This window comes from Ruegeria sp. C2 (assembly GCF_056537765.1).
In genome coordinates, this window is the sequence record NZ_JBQFRZ010000004.1 from 1 (window position 1) to 21,619 (window position 21,619).

General features: G+C 56.6%; 21 protein-coding genes and 1 pseudogene. 13 read left to right on the plus strand and 9 right to left on the minus strand.

Annotated features, from left to right (window positions below):
• Window positions 1-185 precede the first annotated feature (185 nt).
• Window positions 186-1,031: a LysR family transcriptional regulator gene (locus ACR0IV_RS14090; protein ID WP_480659424.1), complete on the minus strand. Its 846-nt coding sequence runs from the start codon at window positions 1,029-1,031 to the stop codon at window positions 186-188.
• 86 nt (window positions 1,032-1,117) lie between these two features.
• On the opposite strand from ACR0IV_RS14090, the gene ACR0IV_RS14095 reads away from it, so the two are divergent.
• Window positions 1,118-1,585, plus strand: coding sequence for a c-type cytochrome (locus ACR0IV_RS14095; RefSeq protein WP_480659426.1), 468 nt, complete (start codon window positions 1,118-1,120; stop codon window positions 1,583-1,585).
• 13 nt (window positions 1,586-1,598) lie between these two features.
• On the plus strand, window positions 1,599-2,507 hold the full coding sequence (locus ACR0IV_RS14100) for a c-type cytochrome (RefSeq protein ID WP_480659609.1): 909 nt from the start codon (window positions 1,599-1,601) through the stop codon (window positions 2,505-2,507).
• A 146-nt stretch (window positions 2,508-2,653) separates the two neighbouring features.
• On the opposite strand, the gene urtE is transcribed toward ACR0IV_RS14100, so the two are convergent.
• The 7 genes from urtE to ACR0IV_RS14135 form a co-directional block, all read right to left on the minus strand.
• Complete coding sequence (urtE, locus tag ACR0IV_RS14105) at window positions 2,654-3,361, minus strand: urea ABC transporter ATP-binding subunit UrtE (protein ID WP_480471018.1); 708 nt, start codon at window positions 3,359-3,361, stop codon at window positions 2,654-2,656.
• Window positions 3,351-4,091 carry an urea ABC transporter ATP-binding protein UrtD gene (gene urtD, locus ACR0IV_RS14110; RefSeq protein WP_480471017.1) on the minus strand — a complete coding sequence of 247 codons (741 nt, stop codon included), beginning with the start codon at window positions 4,089-4,091 and terminating at the stop codon, window positions 3,351-3,353. Before urtD ends, urtE begins: the two co-directional genes overlap by 11 nt.
• Entirely contained in the window at window positions 4,088-5,350 is a 1,263-nt protein-coding gene (gene urtC / locus ACR0IV_RS14115; RefSeq protein ID WP_480471016.1) for an urea ABC transporter permease subunit UrtC, read from the minus strand. The genes urtD and urtC overlap by 4 nt, the downstream gene beginning before the upstream one ends.
• A gap of 1 nt (window position 5,351) precedes the next feature.
• Window positions 5,352-7,307: an urea ABC transporter permease subunit UrtB gene (gene urtB, locus ACR0IV_RS14120; RefSeq protein WP_480659427.1), complete on the minus strand. Its 1,956-nt coding sequence runs from the start codon at window positions 7,305-7,307 to the stop codon at window positions 5,352-5,354.
• 65 nt (window positions 7,308-7,372) lie between these two features.
• The gene (gene urtA / locus ACR0IV_RS14125; protein WP_480659428.1) at window positions 7,373-8,647 is read right to left on the minus strand and encodes an urea ABC transporter substrate-binding protein; all 1,275 of its coding nucleotides are present in this window, start codon (window positions 8,645-8,647) and stop codon (window positions 7,373-7,375) included.
• 287 nt (window positions 8,648-8,934) lie between these two features.
• Window positions 8,935-9,321, minus strand: coding sequence for a hypothetical protein (locus tag ACR0IV_RS14130; protein WP_480659429.1), 387 nt, complete (start codon window positions 9,319-9,321; stop codon window positions 8,935-8,937).
• Window positions 9,322-9,560: 239 nt separating this feature from the next.
• Complete coding sequence (locus ACR0IV_RS14135; protein WP_480659431.1) at window positions 9,561-10,484, minus strand: LysR family transcriptional regulator; 924 nt, start codon at window positions 10,482-10,484, stop codon at window positions 9,561-9,563.
• A gap of 60 nt (window positions 10,485-10,544) precedes the next feature.
• Between ACR0IV_RS14135 and ACR0IV_RS14140 the strand changes: the two genes are divergently transcribed.
• Complete coding sequence (locus ACR0IV_RS14140) at window positions 10,545-11,855, plus strand: aminotransferase class I/II-fold pyridoxal phosphate-dependent enzyme (protein ID WP_480659433.1); 1,311 nt, start codon at window positions 10,545-10,547, stop codon at window positions 11,853-11,855.
• A gap of 186 nt (window positions 11,856-12,041) precedes the next feature.
• Window positions 12,042-12,255, plus strand: a pseudogene (locus tag ACR0IV_RS14145) (IS6 family transposase); the annotation flags it as partial.
• Window positions 12,256-12,480: 225 nt separating this feature from the next.
• On the opposite strand, the gene ACR0IV_RS14150 reads toward ACR0IV_RS14145, so the two are convergent.
• Window positions 12,481-13,530, minus strand: a complete 1,050-nt coding sequence (locus tag ACR0IV_RS14150; protein WP_480659434.1) for a LacI family DNA-binding transcriptional regulator — start codon at window positions 13,528-13,530, stop codon at window positions 12,481-12,483.
• A gap of 155 nt (window positions 13,531-13,685) precedes the next feature.
• On the opposite strand from ACR0IV_RS14150, the gene ACR0IV_RS14155 reads away from it, so the two are divergent.
• The 9 genes from ACR0IV_RS14155 to ACR0IV_RS14195 all read left to right on the plus strand — a co-directional run bounded on the left by ACR0IV_RS14155 (window position 13,686) and on the right by ACR0IV_RS14195 (window position 21,589).
• A complete protein-coding gene (locus ACR0IV_RS14155) occupies window positions 13,686-13,877 on the plus strand; it encodes a hypothetical protein (RefSeq protein WP_480470774.1) in 192 nt (63 codons plus the stop codon).
• A gap of 31 nt (window positions 13,878-13,908) precedes the next feature.
• Window positions 13,909-15,054, plus strand: coding sequence for a TRAP transporter substrate-binding protein (locus tag ACR0IV_RS14160; protein ID WP_480659436.1), 1,146 nt, complete (start codon window positions 13,909-13,911; stop codon window positions 15,052-15,054).
• A 107-nt stretch (window positions 15,055-15,161) separates the two neighbouring features.
• A complete protein-coding gene (locus ACR0IV_RS14165; protein ID WP_170694801.1) occupies window positions 15,162-15,677 on the plus strand; it encodes a TRAP transporter small permease in 516 nt (171 codons plus the stop codon).
• A 15-nt stretch (window positions 15,678-15,692) separates the two neighbouring features.
• Window positions 15,693-17,024, plus strand: a complete 1,332-nt coding sequence (locus tag ACR0IV_RS14170) for a TRAP transporter large permease (RefSeq protein ID WP_480470772.1) — start codon at window positions 15,693-15,695, stop codon at window positions 17,022-17,024.
• Between the two features lie 36 nt (window positions 17,025-17,060).
• The gene (gene hisD / locus ACR0IV_RS14175) at window positions 17,061-18,368 is read left to right on the plus strand and encodes a histidinol dehydrogenase (protein ID WP_480659438.1); all 1,308 of its coding nucleotides are present in this window, start codon (window positions 17,061-17,063) and stop codon (window positions 18,366-18,368) included.
• 8 nt (window positions 18,369-18,376) lie between these two features.
• Window positions 18,377-19,114 (plus strand): SDR family NAD(P)-dependent oxidoreductase, encoded by a 738-nt coding sequence (locus tag ACR0IV_RS14180; RefSeq protein WP_480692760.1) that lies wholly within the window; start codon window positions 18,377-18,379, stop codon window positions 19,112-19,114.
• Window positions 19,111-20,073 (plus strand): alcohol dehydrogenase catalytic domain-containing protein, encoded by a 963-nt coding sequence (locus ACR0IV_RS14185; protein WP_480659442.1) that lies wholly within the window; start codon window positions 19,111-19,113, stop codon window positions 20,071-20,073. Before ACR0IV_RS14180 ends, ACR0IV_RS14185 begins: the two co-directional genes overlap by 4 nt.
• A gap of 19 nt (window positions 20,074-20,092) precedes the next feature.
• Window positions 20,093-20,398, plus strand: coding sequence for a UxaA family hydrolase (locus tag ACR0IV_RS14190; protein WP_480659443.1), 306 nt, complete (start codon window positions 20,093-20,095; stop codon window positions 20,396-20,398).
• Between the two features lie 12 nt (window positions 20,399-20,410).
• Window positions 20,411-21,589, plus strand: a complete 1,179-nt coding sequence (locus ACR0IV_RS14195; RefSeq protein ID WP_480659444.1) for a UxaA family hydrolase — start codon at window positions 20,411-20,413, stop codon at window positions 21,587-21,589.
• The last annotated feature ends 30 nt before the right edge of the window (window positions 21,590-21,619 follow it).

Here is a 21,619-nt window from a genome sequence, read left to right on the forward strand (position 1 = left end):
CTGTCCGTTCAAGCAGTTTGCGGAACTAGCCATCTAAACACAGCAAGTTTCGAACCGCATTCAGACTTCAGAAAAGAATGCGACAAAGCCAGTCCGTTAGTTCTGATGACGTCATCAAAGGTTCTACGCCGTGCATCTACTGGGATTGCAATCCAGGTGCCCGCGGCTGATTCAAAAGAATAATGTCATACAGCAAGAACATTGGATAAACGTTCAACCAACGCTCTTTGAACAACTGCAAACCTCGGAGTGTTTGCTATTTCGTCCAGCGTTGCGACCCAGAGCGGAACCTCAATTTCTGGGTTTACGTCGTGCGACCTCCGAAGCCGGGAGTCCGCGTTGCCAAAGAATGCTGGCAAAAATGTTTTTCCGATTCCCGCGGCAGCCATTTGCTGTAGCACTAAGAAACTGTCTGCTCCGTTCGTCATTTCGTCAGCACTCACATTCTGCGCCAGCCATTTGGCGGGGAGTGAACGGCTCAATGCCCCATCAAGCCTCATCCATTTGCGTTTGTCAGAACCGTCGTCAAAAACTCCGAATGACAGTGTTCCGGCCCGCTGACCAATTAACCCTTCCCCGAGCTTTATTGATGGGCGTACAGCTATGTCCGCAGTCAGACGGGATAGATCGTGATGATTGTTTCCGCTCAATAAAGTCAGTTTCAGGCCGGGGTAGGTGAGTGAGATATCGTTAAGTATTTGCGGGAGAACGATCTGACAAAGACTGTCGGTGGACGTAATTCGCACATGGCCTTCAGGAGAACGATTTGCGCCGACAATTGCACGCTCCATGGAAAGCACGGCATCTTCAACACTTTCCATAGCCGAAAAGATCGCGCGGGCTTGAGGAAGAACGGAGTATCCCGACGGGCTTCTTTGAAAAATGAGGCAGCCATTTCGTTCTTCGAATGCGGCAACCCTGCGCAGGACCGTAGCATGTGTCACTCCCAAGGCAGACGCCGCAGCGTTCAGCGACCCGAATTTGCTCACCGCAAGTGCGTACCGAATGTCATCCCAATTCTCGTTGTTCATAAATTAACAAGTAGAGACCAATAACAAACAATTACAAGTAATTTCGTTCAAGCTAATATTCGATTTATTGAACAGGGAGACACATCATGATGAATAAGTTCTCAATCTTCGCGGCAGGTTTATTGTCAGTTGCCGCTCTTGGCACAGCCATCGCCCAGGAAAGTGAGAATCCGGCTGTGAAGGCTCGGACCTCAATCATGCAGCTTTATTCATTCAATCTTGGCACTCTCGGCGGCATGGCCAAGGGGGAGACGGAATATGATGCGGAGGCCGCAACACGAGCCGCGAATAACCTTGTCGTTCTGACGCAGCTCGATCAATCCGCGATGTGGCCCGCCGGATCCGACAATGTTTCCGACCCCTCCACGCGCGCTCTGCCCGCTATCTGGGAAAACTTCCCGGACGTCGGTGCCAAAGGGCAGGCCATGGCTGACGCTGCTGTTGCGATGCAGGCTGCGGCAGGACAAGATGTTGAAGCGCTGAAAGCGGCAATGGGAGATTTAGGTGGAAGCTGTTCGGCATGTCACAAGGCATACAGAGCGCCAAAGGACTGATTAGGCATTGATGGTGCGGCGTTCTATTCTCTTTGTCGCTGGTGCCGTAGTTTTGGTCGGGTTGGCCGGTTTGGTGCTGACCCGACCGCAAAGATTGGATCAAGTTCAACTGGACGGTATTACTCCCGATCTCGCGAGAGGTGAGGCCGTTTTCTTTGCAGCAGGATGTGCATCCTGCCACTCAGCGCCGGACGCGGTTGGAGAGGAAAAGCTTATGCTCGCCGGCGGTCGTCGGTTTGAGACGGATTTCGGCACTTTCATAGCCCCCAATATATCCAGTGATCCATCTGCCGGTATCGGTTCCTGGTCCGCGCTGGATTTAGCCGATGCCCTGATCCATGGGACCGGACCCGAAGGGCAACACTATTACCCAGCGTTTCCATATACATCCTATGCCAACATGACCGCCGATGATGTTGTATCGCTCCATGCATTTCTTGGCACATTGCCAGCGGCCGTGACCGAAAGCGATGCGCATGAAGTGGGTTTCCCCTTCAGCGTTAGACGAGGGTTGGGAGGATGGAAGCTTTTGCACCTGGCACCAGGTTGGGCGGTTGAAAGTGATCTGAATGATCAACAAAGACGAGGCCGGTATCTTGTGGAGGCGCTGGGGCACTGCGCTGAATGTCATACGCCGCGAAACGGCCTGGGCGGTTTGAAACGAGATCTTTGGCTGACGGGTGCGCCAAACCCAAGCGGGAAAGGTCGCATTCCCGGGTTAACACCAGACCAGCTTGATTGGTCCGAAGCTGACATAGCGGAATACCTGAAATCTGGCTTCACACCGGATTATGACAGCGCTGGTGGTGAGATGGTTGAAGTTATCGAAAACACATCTCGGCTTACAGATGACGACCGTTTAGCAATTGCCGCCTATTTGAAAGCTGTTCCTGTTTCGTCGACAGGGCTTTCATCCGAGTAACAGTCGTTTGACGCTATGATGTGGGCGCCGGTGTCTACAGTCGGTCTCATGTGATCGACCATATGACTCGCTTCCATTCTTAAGCGCGAATTGCTGAGTATGATGCTGCCGGCTTGGCAGAATGTCGGGTCATTGCTTCAGTGACTTCAAACCGAAACTGCTGATCTTAGTTGTTCCTTACCAATTTGGTTCTTCGAACCTTGCAGATACGGCGTTCCACGCTCCAGAACCAAGAACTCATCGCCTAACGAATAAGCGAACTCAAAAAACTGTTCGACTAAGACAATTGCCATGTCGCCCCGATCCCGCAGCTGGCGAATGACTTCTCCGATCTGCTTGATGATGTTGGGTTGGATACCCTCCGTTGGTTCGTCCAACAGAAGAAGCTTTGGTTTTGTGATCAGCGCGCGCGCGATTGCAAGCTGTTGTTGTTGGCCACCAGACAAGTCACCGCCACGCCGCGAAAGAAACTCTCTGAGGATCGGAAAGAGGTCGAAGATATAGTCGGGGATCGTGTGATCTCTGCGAGACAGGCAGGCATAGCCGGTTTCGAGGTTCTCAAGAACCGTCAAGAACGGGAAAATCTCGCGCCCTTGCGGAACATAAGCCACGCCTTTTCTGGCGAGCTCATAGGATGTGGCGTTATCGATCTCTTCACCGTTCAGCAGGTAGTTACCTCCACTGCGGGGATGCGTGCCAGATATGGCCTTCAACAGGCTCGTTTTGCCGACGCCGTTGGTTCCCATCACGCAGGTCACCTGCCCCTGGCGCGCGGTAACGTCAACGCCGTTCAAGATCTGGCTGCCGCCATAATGCAAAGATAAATCGGAGATTTTCAGAAGGTCAGCGGCCAAGATAAACCTCAATTACTTCTTCGTTCTGGGTGACGTGGTCCAATGACCCTTCGGCGAGAACCGACCCCTCATGCAGCACAGTTACCTTGCAATTGAGGCGACGGACGAATTCCATGTCGTGTTCGACAACGACGACGGCTCGAGTTTTGGCCGCTTCGACAAGAATGTCGGTTGTGTGCTGTCGCTCTGCCGGGGTCATCCCGGCCGCAGGCTCATCCACCAGCAGCAACTGTGGATCTTGAGCCAGCAGCATACCGATCTCGAGCCATTGCTTCTGCCCGTGGCTGAGCTCACCTGCCTTGCGGTCCAGGGCTTGTCGCAGCCCGATTTCCTCGGCCAAAGCGGCGACTTTCTCATGATCTTCCTGGCGCGCCCGGAACCGCAGGACAGCCAACGGCCCGCGCTTGTTTTTCAGGGCAAGCATCAGGTTTTCGCGAACGCTTTGATCTTCGAACACAGTCGGACGCTGGAACTTTCGCCCCACACCAGCCTGGGCGATCTGGCTTTCGCTCATCGACAGCAGCGAGACCGACTTTTCACCCCAAAGAACGTGACCGTCATCAGGCTTGGTCTTGCCGGTGATGATGTCCATGAACGTCGTCTTTCCCGCCCCGTTCGGGCCGATGACAGCGCGCATTTCGGCGGGGCCGATTTGGAACGTCAGGTTGTTGATGGCCTTGAAACCGTCAAAGGCCACGGAAACACCAGAGACTTCGAGAAGCGTGCTCATTCATTCGCCTCCTTTTCGCGCAGCGATCCAAGGTCCGGCCCCAGATCGGCACCGTGTCGGTCAGGCGCACGGCGTTCTGTAAGCTTGTCGATCAGTCCCCCTACACCGCGGGGCGCGAACAGCGTGACCGCGACAAACGAGAACCCAAGCAGAATGGTCCACCAGTCGACCCACTGGATCGTATAAAACCCGAGTGAGATGTCCGGGGCTTGCCCGCCTGTAAACCAAGTGGACAGCAGCGAGACGAAGGCCGCGCCGATGATGGCTCCGTACAGCCTTCCGCGTCCACCGATTGCCACCCAAACGGCGAGGTAGATTGAGGCGATGGGGGCGATTTCAGCCGGGTTGATGATGCCGGCTTGGGGGTAATAGAGGGCCCCGGAAATGCCGCAGATCACGGCGGTGAAAGTGAAGATAAACAGCTTATAGGCCTCGACCGAGTAGCCGAGGAACCGGACACGGCTTTCATCGTCACGTATGGCGCGAATGACCGATCCGAATTTGCCGGACACCACCCATGCGCAGACAAGGTAGCCAAGGCCAAGTGCAAAGGCGGACGCCCAGAAGAACAGGATCGAAACCGTTGACTGCGGCACCGAGTCCAGGCCCGGCAGGTTTTGCAGCCCCGACAAACCGTTGTTCCCGCGCAGCCCGCTGTCGTTCTGGAACAGGTACAGGGACAGCGCCAGCGTCATCGCCTGCGTCAGGATCGACAAGTAAACCCCGGTCACGCGGCTGCGGAACGCCAGCCACCCAAAGACAAGTGCCAGCAGACCGGGAACCAGCACGACGGCAGCCAGTTGTAGTGGCAGTGAATGCGCGATGGCCCAGATCGGGGGAAACTCGGAAGCACCGACAACGCCGAAAATCTGAGTGGCGATGCCATCCGAGATTTCCTGTGCCGTTGGTGGCAAGGCAGAAGCTGCGAGGCTATCGACCACGATAATCTCGGTGCGGGCATACATCAGCCACATGCCGATGGCGTATCCGCCGATGCCAAAGAAGGCCATGTGCCCCAGCGACAGGATACCCGTATAGCCCCACACCAGATCCATCGCCAACGCGGCAAGACACAGGCAGAGCGTCTTACCCAACGTCTTGATAAAGCTGGTGGAAATCAGCCCGATGCCAAACCCTTCGCCCAGGACGGTGATAATTGCCGTAAACAGGGACAGGATGATCAGAAAGATGGCGACAGAGGGATAGCGCAGCACCAGTGGCTTGCGCATCGGCTCGGTTGTGGATGTCACGTCAACCATATCACGCTTCCGCCGCCCGACCTTTGAGCGCGATGATGCCTCGTGGTCGGAATTGAATGAACAGGATGATGAACAGGATCATATAGGTCTGTGCCGCCAGCGTGTTGGACGGGTTAAACCATTCGATCCCCTTTTGCAGCGTTCCAACCATCGTCGCGCCCAGCAGCGTGCCCCAGATGTTGCCGACTCCGCCGACAACGACCGTCATAAAGCTTTGCACGATGTAGTCAGAGCCCATCTCGGATGTAACTTTGGCGTAAAGCCCGATGGCCACGCCAGCGATGCCCGCGATGCCCGAACCCAGGCCGAATGTCAGCATGTTGATCCGGTCCGGGTTGATGCCCATCGAGGACGCCATGCGAGGGTTCTGTGTCACGGCGCGCACCTCCAGCCCCAGCCGGGTCCGATTCATGACGATCAGGAACAGTGCCAGAAACAGCAACGCTAGTACGAATATCGCGATGCGGATGTAGCTGATCGATACGATGTCGTTCAGCACCATCGACCCGTCCAACCATTCCGGTGCGGTCAGAGGACGCGCTTGCGTGCCGAAGATGTTCTTGGCCAATTGTTGAAGCGCGATCGAGACGCCAAAGGTTGCAAGCAGGGTTTCCAGCGGGCGATGATACAGCCAACGAATGACCAATCGCTCCAGCAGAACTCCGGCCCCGAAGGTCACAAGAAAGGCACAGGGAATTGCGACAAAGATTGAGAGCGTCAGATCGGGAATGAACAGCTGTACCACGTAGCCGGTGTAAGCGCCCATCATGATGAATTCGCCATGGGCCATGTTGATTACCCCCATGACGCCGAAGGTGATCGCAAGTCCAATCGCCGCAAGGAAGTAGATCGATGCCAGAGACAGTGCATCCAACACCAAATCAGCCGTCTGGTTTAAAGCGACCTGTGTTTCGATGTTGTCCAGCGCTGCCTGCGCAGCAAGTGCGATCGGCAGAGGGGCCGAGACGTAAACCCGAAAGAACTTATGATTTTGAACGGCTTCGGCAATGTCATCTTGTGTCACCAGCGGGGCCGCAAGACCCTGTTGGGCCAGCACCTGATAGGCGGCCTTTCGTGCGGCGTCCTCGTCCAGGCTCGCCACTTGCACACCGGCGACGGTATCGCCGTTTATGTTGGCGATAAGGGTTTGCTTCATGGTTCCTGAATCTACCGGTTCCGGTGCCAAGCCATTTGCGACAAGCAGGCTATAGGCCTGTTCCTGCGACAGCGCGTCTGATCCGACCTCAATGCCAACCGCCCCATCCGGAACGTCATCCGCGACCTTGATTTCGGATGAAACCAAAGGATTGAGCGTTGCCCGGACATCGACGCTCAGGTCGCCAGCGAAGCTTTCGATGGCAGCTAGTCTTGCGGCCTCATCCTCGTCAAAACGGATCGTCAGCAAACGCTCCAGCCGGTCTTTGCGCGCTTTGAGATCGGCGTCTTGTTCAGCCTCGATTGAACCGCGCAGTGCGGACAGGTGCGACGCCTCGGCGTCTCGCTCGATCGCTGTCAAAGCAACGTCGCGGGTCTTGGGATTGGGGTCGTTCAGTTGAAACTGCACCAGAGCAGAGGCGATCAAACCTCGAATGCCGGAATTTGGCTTGAGTTGTTTATAGCCCTTCTTGTCAACAACCCCGATCTCCGCCCCGTCAGAGACGTCGAAGATCTGCAACCCGCCATCAGCCTTTGAAGCAAAGACAAACAGACCGGTTTCCTTGTTGAACCACATGCCCTTCGCTTGCCAACGCTCCAAGACGGTCTGCGCTTCGGGCAGTCCACTTTGCGCCAACGCGTCAATCGCCGGGCCAATTGTCTTGCGAGAGGATTTCTGGATCACCTCCGCGTAGGACTGCAATACCTGCTGCACCGGGGCGTCTGCGGATTGCGCTTGCAAAAGAGTAGGGACCACAAGGACCAGCAGGGCAAGCACTGCCCGCCTGAACGGAAGCGTCATTTAGGAAGACCTTTGTATTGAGCCTCGGGGCACAAGACGCGCCCCGAGGAATTCAGGTGAAGTCCTTAGTAGTTGGACTTGATCTGCACGCAGCTCTCGGTTTCGGTGTTGTACATACCGCAACCCAGCTCTTTCCAATCCGACACGAGAACGGCGGATTCAGGCAGATAGTCGGTCCAGGCGTCGCCCGGAACTTCTTCGGTCTGGCTGATGATGTCGAACTGACCGTCTTCCTGGATTTCGCCGATCAACACCGGCTTGGCCAAGTGGTGGTTCGGGAGCATCACCGCTGTACCGCCTGTCAGGTTCGGGAATTCCTGACCGTACATGGCGGTCCGAACCGCGTCGACATCGGTGGTTTCAGCAGCCGTCGCCGCGTTCACCCACATGTTGAAACCGATGTAGTGGGCCTCCATCGGGTCGTTGGTCACACGCTCTTCACCCATGCGGGCTTTCCACGCTTCGACCCATGCGTCGTTCGCATCGCTTTCGGCTGATTGGAAGTAGTTCCAAGCCGCCAGATGACCGACGAGGTTTGTCGTATCGAGGCCGGCCAGCTCTTCTTCGCCGACCGAGAAGGCAACAACCGGAATATCGTCAGCCGAGATGCCAGCGGCGGCCAGTTCTTTATAGAAACCAACGTTTGCGTCGCCGTTGATGGTCGAGATCACGCCGACTTTCTTGCCGTCCGCGCCAAGCGTAACCACATCGGCTACGATCTTGGACCAATCCGAATGACCGAATGGCGTGTAGTTGACGAAGATATCTTTTTCCGCGATGCCCTTCTGCTTCAGATAGCTTTCGAGGATGTTATTCGTGGTCCGTGGGTAAACGTAATCGGTCCCCAACAGAGCGAATTTCTCAACTTCCAGTTCGTCCAGGAAGTAATCGGTGGCGGGGATCGCCTGCTGGTTCGGCGCGGCACCGGTGTAGAATACGTTTTTCGAGCTTTCTTCACCTTCATACTGAACCGGATAGAACAGCAGACCGTTCAGTTCTTCGATCACCGGCAGGACGGATTTACGAGATACCGACGTCCAGTTGCCAAAAATCACGTCAACTTCGTGGACCGTCAGCAATTCACGCGCCTTTTCGGCAAACAGCGGCCAGTCAGAGGCCGGGTCAACAACTACGGCTTCAAGTTCGCACCCCAGAAGACCACCGGCTTCGTTTTGTTGTTCGACCAGCATTTCCATTGTGTCTTTCAGCGTGGTTTCCGAAATGGCCATGGTGCCGGACAACGAATGCAATACGCCGACCTTGATTGGGCAATCGGCCAGTGCAGGCAATGAACTGGCCAACAGAACTGCGGCGGTTGTGGTGAGAAGTTTGGTGTGCATCAGCATTTCCTTTTATGCGATGCGCAGCAGGGTTGTTCGGGCCGCTGAAACGTCCCATATACCCCCCTACGCATATTTGCGGTGTGCGAGGGCGTCTTCAGGTTCCTAGGCCGGGCACCTTCGCACATTTTCCAAGCCGTCTTGCGGCGCACCACAGTGCTAAGGCAGATTTACCCGAGCGTCAGAGTCTCATGGCCTGAGTTCTTGGATTGATTCAGAGGACTGCCTAAATTTGCGGCGATGCAGCATGCTCAGCCTAATAATGCGGCACTGCAGCGAAGCGCCTTTTAAGCGCCGCCCAGGATCAACAGGTTGCACTGATCCAAATATTGCTTGGCAGTTCGACGCGCAGCACTTGCCTTTGCCACATCTGAACCAAAGGTCGCAGTTTGCAATAGGCGCGCATGTGCGTGCTTGGAATTTACCCTGTGGCTTAAGACCAATTCGGCATTGTCCGCCGTGGCCGTCGCTTCTAGCAAAGACACAAATCCGCCGCGGCGCAGTTCATAGTCCTGAGCTTTTGCATCGTTCAACAGCCACGCATGTTCCATTTCAGCTGAAAAGCGGCCCGCGCAGCTTGCAAACGATTTGACCATGTCGCTTTCGGCATAAAGTAGTCCGGCAGACATTAAGAAGCATGACATTGAAAGGAAAATTGTTCTCAAAACGCCCATATCTTAAACATTGCAACTGAAAATGTGCCCGTCAAGGCGGCACTTATGAAATCAATGACTTATAGCTTACGGTTTGCTCAGACACGAAAGACCTGATCTTCCCAGGCTCAGTGCTTGATTATTCAATTCTGCTCTGCACTAACGGTCAAGCTTGTAACAAAACGTCGAAGATGCTGAGCTAGCATTCCATACCGGCTTCAAGACCAAAGTAGACACACAAGCTATCGCCAAATATCTCATCAGTCGGGCTGCGGTTCTTCTTCTTGAAGCAGGTTAACGACGTCATCGATCGCGGGATGTCGTCTCGATTTATGCGGAAGTTCCAGAGCCAGCACCTGGCCAGTTTCGATGCTTTCCTGTGAAACTTTCAGAAGTTGCCCGGAACGAAGCGCCTGCTCAACCAGGCAACCATGCCCCATGAGCACGCCCGCGCCAGACTTCGATTCTTCTAGGGCAAGGGCGTAGAGCGAATATCGCGGTCCCCTTGTCGGATCACCAACTGAAACACCTGTCGCCTCTGACCAATTGGACCAGTCTTCTTGCCACGTCTGATCGTGCAACAGCTGTGCAGATGCGAGGTCGAGTCCGGCTGCGAGATTCGGTGAGCAAACAGGAAGGATCCTGTCTTGCGCCAGCACGATCTGATCCGGTGTTCCACTCGGATCAGAAAAGAACACGGAAAGATCAAACAGTTCTCGCGACAGGCTTGGGGGCTTCTCCATCGCAGTCACTGAGACGCGCAGGTCGGGGCGTTTTTTGCGCAGTTTGCCCAGTCGCGCTGGTAACCATAGCTGCGCTATCGAGGGCAGGGCGGCTATGTGGATATCCGGGTTAGGCGCTAGATTGCGCAGGCTTTGTGTTGCCGCCGCTAGAAGATCGAAGGCCTCCGTGAAGTCTTTTGTCAGCGTCCTCCCTGAGGATGACAATGAGACGCCATGGGCATTTCGTTCGAACAGCGCAGTTCCGGCCCAAGCCTCCAGGGCCTTGATGTGCTGAGAGACTGCGCCAGCTGTAACGCCTAACTCCTCGGCGGCAGAAACGAAACTTTCCAGCCTTGCGGCTGTCTCGAAGGCACGCAATGCATTGAGGGGTGGGCCCTTGGGGCGATGGGGTGCAACAGCCACTAATACCAGCCTTAGTTTTTCTAAGCTGAGAAATAGCAAAACTGGTTTGCTTTGTCATGCGATCTGTCCAATCTGGGCAAAGCAAAGGAGGGAATTGCGATGACCATAGAAACGAGAAACTGGGTCCCTGCGGACTGTGAAGCCCTTGTCCAGAAGATCGCGACCGACACGTCACGCACCTCTTCCCGGGAACTGCTGGAGCATATCGAGCATTTGGCGGACCGAAACCGGGAGATCCACGAGCAAGAGTGCTTTAACCTCAATCCCGCGACCAATGTGATGAACCCACGAGCCGAAGCGCTGCTGTCTTCGGGCATTGGGTCTCGACCCTCGCTTGGGTATCCAGGCGACAAGTACGAAATGGGTCTGGAAGCCATCGAAGAGATTGAGGTCATCGCGGCAGAGCTTTGCGCAGAAGTCTTCGATGCGAAGTTCGCAGAAATCCGCGTGCCATCTGGAGCGATTGCCAATCTCTACGGCTTCATGGCCACTTGCAAAGCGGGTGATACGATCATTGCTCCGCCTGCGTCGATCGGCGGGCATGTCACACATCACATCGCAGGATGCGCCGGGTTGTTTGGTTTGCATACAGTAGATGCACCAACAGATGCTGATGGCTATACTGTCGACCTCAACGCGCTGCGCACGCTTGCGCAAAAGGAGCGTCCCAAACTGATTACTGTTGGTGGCAGCCTCAATCTTTTTGAGCACCCGGTAAAAGAAGTGCGCGCTATTGCAGATGAAGTCGGCGCCAAGGTTATGTTTGACGCCGCGCATCAATGCGGGGTCATCGCAGGCAAAGCCTGGCGCAATCCGTTGGCCGAAGGGGCGCACTTCATGACCATGAGCACGTATAAGAGCCTGGGTGGCCCTGCAGGTGGTCTAATCGTTACAAATGATGCTGAGATCGCAAAGGCTCTGGACGCCATTGCCTTCCCGGGCATGACAGCAAATTTCGATGCGGCGAAGTCGGCTGCTCTTGCCGTAACGATGCTGGACTGGCGCGACTATGGGCAGAACTACGCCGCCGAGATGATCGCTATGTCCCGAACGTTGGCGCAAAGCCTCGATGCCCAAGGCGTTCCCGTGTTCGCAGGGCGCGAGGGCTTTACCGCGTCTCACCAGTTCGCTGTTCTGGCAGAACGGTTTGGCGGTGGACAAACTGCATCCAAGACCTTGCGCAACGCCGGGTTCCTGGCTTGTGGCATTGGCCTGCCTGCACCGGAAGTTGCAGGTGACATGAATGGCTTGCGTCTGGGCACACCCGAGTTGGTGAGATGGGGCATGACGTCTGATCACGCCGACAGACTAGCTTCTCTGATCACGCGGGGATTGAAGGGTGAAGCTATCGCCGCCGAAGTGACGGACTGGCGACGCAGCTTTTCGAGTGCGCACTTTGTTCACCGTTAGAGTTGCAGAAATTTTCCACCAAAGAATGGGGGTCTGCTTTTTTGTAAAGATTGTGAGTCCGAGCGGCCCCATTTTGCTCATGCAGCGAGCGGCGGCAATCCGGTTTTGTTGCAAACTTTTGACCATTGACGCTCGCGTTGCCGGCGAGTGAATGAGTGTCGGTATTATCAAGTTGAAAGAAGGTTCATGATCTCTTTCAAAGGTGCACGATATGCTAGGGAAGTGATGCTGTTCGCGATGTTTCCCATGTCCAGTATGGAGTGTCATATCGTGATCTGGAAGAAAACATGCACGAGCGAGGCGTATCGGTCGATCACACCACGCATAACCGATGAGTCACGCGGTATTCGGGTGCGATCGCGGAAACAAAGCGGCGCCGAAAAGACCATGTGACCGCTCTTAGAAGCTGGATGAGACTTACATTCGCTTCAGTCACGGCGACGCTAGCAGGCATTGATGTCGCAAATATGATCCACGAAGGGGCAATTGCCGCACGGAATCTGCCTGCCTCGTCGATCCTCCGAGTTGGCAATCTGAACCTGAAGCGATCGCAAATCTACTTGGCCAACCCTAATCTTTGTAACGGAACCGCATGAGGGGGTGTCCAATCTATTGAGCGAGACTGCTACATTTGGCGGGAGGGGCCGAGTGACTGTCGCAGTCGAATTTCAGTTGGAAGCTCAACACTTTGACCGTTGAGACCATCTCGAAGCATCTGGATCAACATTCCAGCGGCGCGACGGCCCATTTCTCGATGCGGAACGTGGACGGTCGTGAGGGCAGGTTCGGCAAGCATCGCGATTTCGATGTCGTCAAAGCCGGTGATCGAGATATCTTTTGGCACCTCCAGACCCATTTCCCGGGCCGCGCGCAGCGCTCCTACGGCAAGAACATCATTGACGCACATCACGGCAGTTGTGTGTGGAACAGCTGTCATGACCTCGCGAAACGCGATTTCGCCCGTTTCGATTCCATAAGGCGTTTCAACAAGGAACAATGCGTCTGGGTCCTGCCCAGCCTCAAGCTTGGCGTCTCGGATTCCGTCCACGCGCCCTCGGGCACGATCATTCGAGCCAATCGGCGCCGAGATGCAGGCAATATGTTGGTGACCCTGTGCGATGACCTGCCGCGCAAGGGCAGACATGGCCTTGCGGTTGTCAAAGCCGATGGCCGGACGTGTCTCATCGGGATTGAAAGACCACGCGATCAAAGTGGGGACGCGTCGTTTTTCCAGAAAGGAATAAATCTCGGGCTCGCGATCATATCCGATCAGCAAAAGCCCATCAGCGCCCCGCGCAACCAACGCACGCACCTGTTTTTCTTCCAGCTCCGCATCATAAGCAGACGACGCGACCAGCAGAGTTTTTCCGTGCCGCACCAGTTCTTCCTGAAACGCCTGCAGCCCGCGTGCAAACACGGCGTTTTCCATTGTCGGTATCACAGCGGCGATTGTATTCGTCTGCCGTGCCGCAAGGGCCTGCGCGCCGAAATTCGGCGCGTATCCAAGCTCGCGAACCGCCGCCAGAACTCGTTCGCGGGTGTTTTTGCCAACCCGTTCGGGGGTGTTCAGACAACGCGACACCGTTGCGGTGGACACATCCGCAAGTCGTGCAACATCGGCAAGGGTTGGAACTGTGTTTTCGTTCCCGGATTGAGGCATGGCTTTTCTGGTCATTCAGGGCGGCAGTTAGCGTAAGTCGAGTTCGAGCAAAAGGACGAAGTTAACGCCAAGCTTAGCACATGTTTGATGTAAGCGCTTGCATAGAAAAATGTAAGCGCTTACATTCGAGGCGACTCAGTGCGAAAAACTGCATGGGTTGGGGAGGACGCATGCCATATTTGATAGCAGGGATATTGCTGCTCGCGTTTGTTGCGAACGTGGTGATCGGGGCGGTCACGAAGGCGCCTCTGGTCAATAATGTCTGGGAGATGCTGATTTTGTTTGCGGCGGCCATCGCCTTTTCCGTCGGCATTCTCCGCAGCGAAGCAAAAGAAATTTCGGAGGAAAAACCAAAGGAATAAATCCGAAAAAGTCCAAACGGGAGGAGAACACATGGACAAGACCAAACAGGAGCTGGCCTCGGCCGAGCGTCGGAATTTTCTAAAACTTGCAGGCACTGGCTCATTCACGGCGGCTATGGTTGCAGGCGCAGCCGGGACACTGTGGTCCAGCGAGGCCGCAGCTCAGACAGCCGCTGAGGAACGAGATCGGGAAAACGCGGCAGAATTCAAGATGACGCTGGCGACCGCCTATGTGCTGGGCGCGTCTCGTAGCTATCCGATCATGCAGCTGGACCTGAAAGAAAACATCCAGAACATGACCAATGGCAAGGTCTATGTGAAACTGGCCCCCGGTGGTCAGCTCGGCGCCGGTGGCGCACTGGCGCAGGCGGTGCAGGGAGGCACAATCCAGGCCGCGCAGCACTCGCTGTCGAACTTCGCACCCTTCGCGAGCGTGGTTGATCTGATCAACCTTCCGTATTTCTGCGGTTCGAACCAGCGGTTCACGAACCTGACCTCATCCGAAGCGTGGAAGGCGGAAGTTGACCCCAAGATTGCGGCATCTGGTTTCAAAGCTCTGATGTATATCGTGATCGACCCGCGCGTCGTCGCGGTTCGCAAGGGTGGCAACGCGATCATCACGCCGGGAGATATGTCCGGTGTCAAATTCCGCGTACCCGGATCGAAAATGCTGCAGCAGTATTACGGCATGGTCGGTGCAAACCCGACGCCTGTGGCCTGGGGTGAAACTCCATCGGCCATCCGGCAAGGCGTCGCAGATGCGCTTGATCCCTCGGTGGGCGCGCTGCACGTCTTTGGCTTTGGTGAGATCCTCAGCCATGTGACCTTCACTCAAGCGGTGCCTGACAGTCAGGTCTATTCGATCAACCTCGAATGGTTTGACAGTCTGCCGATGGACGTCAAGGAAGGTATTGAGTTTGCGGGCGAGGTTACCCAGCAGCAGAACCTGTCCAAAGTACCTTCGGCACGGGCCTATGCGATGTCTCAATTGATCGCAAACGGTGTGGAGTTCCACTCGCTCAGCGAAGATCAGTTGGCCGAATGGAAAGAAGCCGGCGGCTATCAGCGCAGCGAATGGGACAGCTTCAAGACCGAGCTCGCCGGATCGATGGATGCGTTCGCCAAGCTGGAAGAAGCCGCAAACACGCGTGCGAAATACTACGTGCACGACGCCTGATCGCGTCTCTCCCCGGGCCGACGCTTCTGGCGTCGGCTCACCTAATGTTTGCTCACCGAAAAACCCACTAGAAAACGTCGCCCCCGCGCGACGGTAGTGAGGATGCCATGTCTCAGCTCTTTCGAGCGATTGATAAAAATGCCGAACGTTGGCTGCTTCTTGTCTTCTACGTCATGCTTGTCGGCACGATGTTCATAGAAGTGGTCCGGCGCGAGGTCTTTGCCTACTCGTCCATCTGGGGCGAAGAAATCGTCCGGTATGCGTTTATCTATCTCGCATGGATCGGTGCCGCTGCAGCGGTGAAGGAACGCGGTCACATCCGCATCGATGTACTGATGCATTACGTTCCGCGCACGGTCAAAACGCTGCTCTACATTTTCGGCGACATCGTCATGTTCATTGTGGCGCTCGTCGCGATCTACTGGTCGTGGGAGACCGTTCACGTGTCCTGGAAATTCGGGTCTGTCACGCATGGTCTGCGGATCAGCCAGGTCTTTTTCCTCATGGCGGTGCCGTTTGGTTTCGCGCTGGTCATCTTCCGGCTGGTGCAATCCTTCCTCCGCGATATTGCCGACCTTCGAGCGGGCCGTCCCGTCTACGAAGGCGACAAGCTGTTCGATTAAGGGAGGGCCTGATCCATGATGTGGCAACAACTCGGTGGTCAAACACTTGAACTTGGGTGGGATTTCTACGCCTCCGTTATTCTCTTTGTCGTCCTTGTCGCGCTCGCCGTACCGGTTTGGGCTGCGATTGGCGCAGCTTCGATCACCATGCTGCTCATGTCCGGTGCGCTGCCGCTCAGCCTTGTGGGTGAGAAGCTGTTCTCGGGCATTGACGCTTTTGCGCTGACAGCCGTGCCGCTGTTCATCCTGACCGGGGATGTACTGGTTCGAACGGGGCTCAGTCGCAAGTTTCTGGACGTGGCCGAGGCGCTGACCTGCTGGGCCAAGGGCGGGTTCGGTTCGGCCACCGTTCTGGTCTGCGGCATGTTCGCGGCGATTTCCGGATCGGATGCAGCGGGTGCGGCAGCCGTTGGGCGCATGACCATCGACCGGTTGGTCGAGAGTGGTTACCCCCGTCCCTACGCCTGCGCCTTGGTCGCGGCGGGGGCATGTACCGGGATTCTTATCCCACCCTCCATCGCCTATATCATCATCGGCCTTGTGCTGGGCATAGCCGTCTCGACCTTGTTCCTTGCAGCACTGATCCCGGGCCTTTTGATCCTGACGGCCATCCTGCTCACCAACGTCGTGATGAACCGGTTCAACCTCTGGGAAGGTGGCGGCATGATGACCGCAGCCGAATGGCGCGCGAATCTGTGGAGGACGGTCAAGTCCGGTTGGTACGCCTTCCTCGTACCCGGGATCATCTTCTATGGCATCTTTTCGGGAAAACTGACCCCGACTGAAGCTGGCGCCGTCGCGGTCGTTGTGACCATTGTCATCGGGTTCATCCTGGGCACACTGAAACTGTCCGATTTTCCGGCCATGCTGGTCAGTTCAGCCAAGGTCAACGGCGTGATCCTTCCGATCATCGCCTTCTCGATCCCTCTAGCCGAAGCGCTTGCGATCATTGGCGTACCGCAGGGCTTTGTCGGCGCTCTGACCTCCGTCAGCTCCAACGAATATGTGCTGATCGCCATGATGGTTCTCATCCTGATCATCGCGGGCTGCGTTATGGAAACGACGCCCAACATCGTGATCCTGGCTCCGATCCTCTACCCGCTGGCGCAAGAGATCGAGATGAACCAGATCCAGTTCTGCATCATGATGATCACGGCGTTGGGGGTTGGGTTCATTACTCCGCCATTGGGGCTGAACCTGTTCGTGGTGTCGGGGATTACGGGGGAGTCGATCCTCAAGATCGCCTACCGCGCCATCCCCTTCGTTTTCTTCATGCTGATCGTGACGTTGATGATCGCCTATATTCCGGCGTTTTCGACCTCGCTGTTGCCTGATGTCTATCGATAAGCCGCCGAAAGACGCGGTAGGAAAAGGACCTAATTCATGACCCGTGAATACCTGAAGAAAGCCACGCTGACCGCGCGTAGCGGAGCGTCGGATGTCAGCGAAATTGTCCAGGGAATCCTGACTGACATCGAAACAGGCGGCGATGCCAAGGCGTTGGAATACGCCGCCAAATTCGACAATTACGAAGGCAACGTCATTCTCAGCGATGCCGAAATTCAGGCTGCGATGGACGCTGTACCGCAAAAGTTGAAGCGTGACATCGAGTTCAGCCATAGCAACGTCAAACGCTTTGCCGAGGCGCAAAAGGCATCCATGACCGACATCGCGGTCGAGGTCGTGCCGGGCCTGACCGCTGGCCAGAAGATGATCCCGGTGGATGCAGCCGGTTGCTACGTTCCAGGCGGGCGCTACAGCCATATCGCCAGCGCGATTATGACCGTGACGACGGCGAAGGTGGCGGGATGTAAACATATCGTCGCCTGCTCGCCACCACGCCCGGATGTCGGTATCGCGCCTGCGATCGTCTACGCCGCGCATATCTGCGGCGCCGACAAGATCATGGCCATGGGCGGCGTGCAGGGGGTTGCAGCGATGACCTTCGGGTTGTTCGGTCTTCCCAAGGCCAACATCCTTGTGGGCCCCGGCAATCAGTTTGTGGCCGAAGCAAAGCGTATACTGTTCGGGCGTGTCGGCATCGACATGATCGCGGGTCCGACCGACAGTCTGGTCCTTGCGGATGTCACCGCTGATCCGATGGTTGTTGCGACGGATCTGGTCGGGCAAGCGGAACACGGATACAACTCACCGGTTTGGCTGGTGACAGACAATCGTGATCTGGCCGAAGAGGTCATGCGTCTGGTGCCTGTCCTGATCGAGGACCTGCCCGAAGTGAACCGCGAAAACGCTACGGCTGCGTGGCGCGATTACGCCGAGGTCATCCTGTGCGCGGATCGCGAAGAAATGGCGGCGACATCGGATCAATACGCCCCGGAACACCTGACAGTCATGGCCGATGATCTTGATTGGTGGCTGGATCGACTGACCTGCTACGGGTCGCTCTTCTTGGGCGAAGAGACCACGGTTGCCTTTGGCGACAAGGCCTCGGGCACCAATCACGTGCTGCCAACAAGCCGGGCGGCCACTTACACAGGTGGCCTCAGCGTGCACAAATACATGAAGATCGTGACGTGGCAGCGATCGACCGTTGATGCGATGAAGCCGATTGCGCAGGCGACGGCCCGTATCTCACGCCTTGAAGGTATGGAGGGGCATGCGCGGACTGCGGATATTCGATTGGCAAAGTTCTTCCCCGATGAAAACTTTGACCTGACAGCCGAAGACTGACCCAACCCGTGACCTATCATCCTGATCTCACTGGACATACAGCGCTTGTGACCGGCGCCAGTTCCGGCCTTGGGCGCAGAGCTACAGACGTGCTGGCGCGCGCTGGCGCAAAGGTCGTGGGCGTGGCTCGGCGTGCGGATGCGTTGGCGGAGCAGGATCAGATCCATCCGCTGCCTTGGGATCTTTCGGCTCGCGATGGGCTTAAGGAGTTGGCGACTGCTGCGTCGCAGCCATTCGGGGCGCCGGATATTCTGGTGCATGCTGCCGGGATCAACACGCGTGAAGCTGCGGATGATGTATCGCCGGAAGGATGGGACATAACGATAGGGTTGAACCTTGCTGTGCCCTTCTTTCTATCGCAGCACCTTGTGCCCGGTATGAAGGCGAAGGGTTGGGGTCGGATCGTTAATTTTGCTTCGCTCCAGTCCAGCAGGGCCTTTCCGGGTGGTCTCAGCTACGGGGCGTCGAAGGGCGGCGTGGCACAGCTGACCCGGGCGATGGCCGAGGCCTGGTCCCCAAGCGGAATATGCGTAAACGCCATTGGCCCGGGGTTCTTCCGGACCGAACTGACGGCTGCCGTGTTCAATGACCCTGAGCGCGCGGCGCGCAACGCTGCGCAGACTTGCATCGGTCGAAACGGTGAACCTGAGGACCTTGATGGCCCTTTGCTGTTCTTTTGTTCCGATGCCTGCGCTTACGTGACCGGACAGGTTCTGATGGTCGACGGAGGTTTCACAGCGAAATGAAAGCCTTGGTTTACACAGATGTCGAAACGCTCGAATACCGCAGTTTCGCGAACCCGGAGCCTGACCCCGGTGAGGTTCTCGTCCGCATCGACAGCGTTGGGATATGCGGGTCCGACATGCACGCCTATCTGGGCCATGATGATCGGCGCCCGGCACCGCTGATCCTCGGCCATGAAGGGGCCGGAGTGACGGCTGATGGTCGCCGCGTGACGATCAACCCATTGGTTAGTGACCCCGACAGCGCAGCGAGCCGGTCGGGGCGTGAAAACCTGTGCCCCTCGCGACAGATCATCTCCATGCCACCGCGCGAGGGCGCTTTTGCCGAGTACGTTGCCATACCGGAGCGCAATTTGGTTGAAGTGCCCGCACATATCACTCTGGAACAGGCCGCGCTGGCCGAGCCGATCGCCGTTAGCTGGCATGCGGTGCGGCTCGGGCTTGCAGCCCTGCACCCGGCCGATGATCGCCGCGCCCATGTGATCGGGGGCGGGGCCATCGGTTTGGCTGCAGCGCTGTCACTCATTGCGATGGGAGTCGAACAGGTAACCTTGTCGGAACCGAATGCAGCCCGTGCTGCCTATTTGCGCGAGGTCTGTGGGATCGCAGTGATAGACGCGCCGGAACAGGACATACCATTGGTGATCGATGCGGTGGGGTTTGCGGCGACCCGCGCGGTAGCCTCCGCACTCGTCAGCCCTGGCGGGGTGATCCTGCACATTGGCCTCGGCAGTTCCGAAGGTGGCCTCGATATCCGGCGCATCACGCTTCAGGAAATCACCCTGATCGGCACCTATACCTATACCGCACAAGACTTCCGCGACACTTGCGGGGCCATGTTCGAAGGCCGCCTCGGGTCACTTGACTGGGTCGAAACCCGCGGGCTGTCTGACGGGGCCGCAGCCTTTGCAGACATTCGTGCAGGCAAGACGCTTGCGCCGAAAACCATCCTTAAACCATAGCAAAAAACCGGAGACGTTCATGTCAAATCCAGCCCCAAATGAAATACCGCACCTTTTGGTGCATGAAGAGGAAGACAATGTCGGTGTGGTGGTGGTCGAAGGTCTGACCGCGGGCACCGATATGTTGTGCTGTATCACCCACGACAACTCGACCTTCCGCCTGACCGCAGGCGCGGATGTTCCGATTGGCCACAAGATTGCGCTTACGGATCTCAAGGGCGGGGATACAGCGATCAAATATGGCGAGGATATCGGCAAGATCATCGCTGACATTCCCCGTGGCGGGCATGTCCACACGCATAACTGCAAGACCAAGCGCTGGTAAGGGGCTAATATCATGAGTAAATATTCAAACATGACCGTCATGGGCTACCGGCGTGAAAACGGTCGGGTTGGCGTACGCAACCACGTGCTGATCCTGCCCGTCGATGACATTTCCAATGCCGCCTGCGAAGCGGTGGCCAATAACGTCAAAGGTACACTGGCGATCCCGCACGCGTATGGTCGCCTTCAGTTCGGCGAAGATCTGGAGCTGCATTTCCGCACCATGATCGGCACCGGAGCCAACCCCAATGTACATTCGGTGGTGGTGATCGGCATCGAACCAGGTTGGACCAAACGCATTGCCGACGGCATCCGCGAGACCGGCAAGGAAGTGGCAGAGTTCTCAATCGAACAGAACGGCGACTTCGAGACCATCCGGCGAGCTTCATGGGCGGCCAAGGACTTTGTCCACAAGGCCACCGAGGTTCAGCGCGAGGAATGTTCGATCAACGAGCTGTGGATCTCGACCAAATGCGGTGAGAGCGACACCACAACAGGTCTTGGTTCCTGTCCGACCGTCGGCAACATGTATGACAAGTTGCTGCCCGAAGGGATCACCGGGTTCTTCGGCGAAACTTCCGAGATCACGGGGGCGGAGCATATCTGCCAAAAGCGCGCTATCAACGAAGAGGTGGGCGAGCGCTGGTACAAGATGTGGAAAGCCTATCAGGACGACGTGATCTTTGCACATCAGACTGATGACCTGAGCGACAGCCAGCCGACCAAAGGCAACATCGAAGGTGGCCTGACCACCATTGAGGAAAAGGCGCTTGGTAACCTCGAAAAGATCGGCCGGACCTCGCAGTATGTCGACATCTTGGAACCCGCCGAGCAGCCAAACTCGGGCAAAGGGCTCTACTTCATGGATAGCTCTTCAGCGGCGGCGGAATGCGTGACACTGATGGCCGCAGGCGGTGCGGTGATCCACACTTTCCCAACCGGGCAAGGCAACGTGGTGGGCAATCCGATCGTACCGGTCATCAAGATCACTGCGAACCCACGCACTGTGCGCACCATGGGTGAACACGTGGATGTCGATGTCTCGGGCATCCTGCGTCGTGAGCAAACCATTGATGAGGCCGGAGACGCGCTGATCGACATGATCCGCCGGACCGCGAATGGTCGCAACACAGCGGCAGAAGCACTGGGGCATCGGGAATTCTCGATGACCAAGCTGTATCGCAGTGCGTAAAAACCCCGAGGTGGCCAGATGCATTTGCAA